At 45.2% G+C, this 2185-nt stretch carries 1 pseudogene; it reads right to left on the bottom strand.

Features of this window, described 5'->3' with window-relative positions:
* Window positions 1-88: 88 nt before the first annotated feature.
* A pseudogene (locus C7B70_RS25690) lies at window positions 89-1637 on the bottom strand (group II intron reverse transcriptase/maturase).
* Window positions 1638-2185 lie beyond the last annotated feature (548 nt).

The raw sequence follows: 2185 nt of genomic DNA, 5'->3' as shown, positions 1-2185 counted from the left end.
TGTTAGAGTCGAGGGCGGGTATTATTCCGCGCCCCTCTCCTACAGATCCGGACGTGAAGCTTTCGCCTCATCCGGCTCCCAGATATTCTTAGGGTTGTTGTTCCCTTTTGCCCATGTGGACATAATCATGACAGGACTCATGTATTGCCACTAGATTTTTATTTCTCCAGTTGCTATGATTGCTGTCAATGTGGCATGAAGTGTACCCGTTCATCACTGATACACTTCATGCCACAGTGTCCGCACGTATGGTTTTGCCGTTTTAAGGCTCTAGAGGTGTGGTCGTCGTATAACTTGCTATTGCGTTCGCTCCAGTAAGCTATATCTCCGTCGTAAGGCGATTTACTTCCTTTAACGTTGACGAATTTGTTTTCGGAGTAAGGGACGGATGGGAACGATTTTAAGGTCAGTTTAGTAGCTGATTCTTTATCTTGTTTAGTCTCTTTGTTGAATACCTTGAAAGCTCTGTTGTTGATGTGCCAGAGTGAGAACCTTGCGCCATCCATTTTACAGAACTTGTGGTAATTCCTCCAGCCTCTAACGATGGGAGCTAATTTCTCAGCTTTTACCTTCGCTCCATAATTCGAGCAGTTGACGATTGCTTTTACCTTCTGACGGAATTTCTTGAAGTTTTCCACTGAGGGAGTGCTTCTAAATTTTCCGTTGCTTTGCACTTTGAAGTGCCAGCCAAGGAAGTCAAAACCTTCTGTCGTAGCGGTTAGCTTCGTTTTCTTCTCACTTACCTTCATTCCTCTGATGGCTAAAAATTGACTAATCCTTTCGAGTATTTCTGTTGCATTGTCTTGGGGTCGAAGTATGATTACCATGTCATCCGCATAACGAATTGATGGTTCTACTGTGTGCTTTCCTATCTTGTAGGTGTGGCAATCTTCGATTCCGTTGAGTGCGACATTGGCTAGTAGAGGGCTGACCACACCGCCTTGTGGCGTTCCTTGTTCTGGAAATTCAGGGTTTACTCCGGCTTTTAAACACCGGAATATTCCTGATTTAATGCTTTTAGGGGCAATAAGTTTATCCATTATGGTTGTGTGATTTATCCTATCGAAACACTTTTCTATGTCGAGTTCGATGACCCGCTTATTAATTCCGTTGACACGGGAGTTTAGATTTGTCTGTAGGATTTTCTGGGCATCGTGTGCCGACCTACCGGGTCTAAACCCATAGCTTCTGGAATGAAAAGTTGCTTCGTGTGCTGGTTCTAAGGCATATTTTGCGAGGCATTGCCAAGCTCTATCCGCCATAGTTGGGATTTTAAGCATTCTGGTACTACCATCCTTTTTTGGGATAGGAATACTACGCAAGTTCTGGTGTTTCCAGTCTTTGCTCGATGCCTTTAACAGTTCCTCTAGCTCGAAGCGTTCCTCAAAGGTGAGGGACTTCTTACCGTCGATTCCTGCTGTTTTCTTTCCAGCGTTTAGCTGCGATACTTGGCGGATTGCCATAAGTCTAGCCGCTTTGGACTTCAGAATAAGTTTTTGAAGGGACATTGCTTTGCGCTTGTCGCCTGCTTGAACTGCTTTAAACACCCTAGTTTGTAGGCGGAATAGATTACGCCGAAATTGCTTCCAGTTTAATTTCTTCCAAGATTCATTAGCGTTATCGCCATGCCTAATCATGCTCATACTCCGTAAAGTGTCTTCTGAATACCTTGCGGCAATTACGCCGCATCCTACCCGACTCAAAGGGATTCCGTATCTCGCCTTACCTACTTGGGATTCGACAACCCCTTGACCTTTGACTCGTTTTTATTCGTTCCCTCAGATGATTGATTGTCCTGTTAGGTGGAGCCAATTTGACCATTAGAAACCCTGGGTTCATGCTGCTATTAGGAAGAAAGCGCAGCAGGTTTAAACTCTAATGAAGTCAGGGGATTTTTGTTATGCCCTGCTTTGAACTAGGTCACTTTTCTAGGCTCTGTTTCACCGTGAGAACGCCCCATTAGCGCCAGTGTCAACCCATAACAGTTGTCTGATTGCGCCCTGTTCCCCGCTTTACTCTACAAGTATCGAGCTTGTTCGGTAGGGGCAGATAGGGATTCACGCCTGAACCTGGCGGGAAGGGCTTTCACCTTCATCATTCCGAGAGTTTAGCTAGACTTGGGAGTCTTGGCTAGAATGCTTATGTACGGACTGATTACCGTGATTCAGCATTCAACGAATCGCAC

Source organism: Chlorogloea sp. CCALA 695 (assembly GCF_003003885.1).
Lineage (GTDB): Bacteria > Cyanobacteriota > Cyanobacteriia > Cyanobacteriales > Chroococcidiopsidaceae > Aliterella.
Note: the sequence above shows the minus strand (reverse complement) of the source record. Positions and strands in the feature narration are given on the sequence as shown.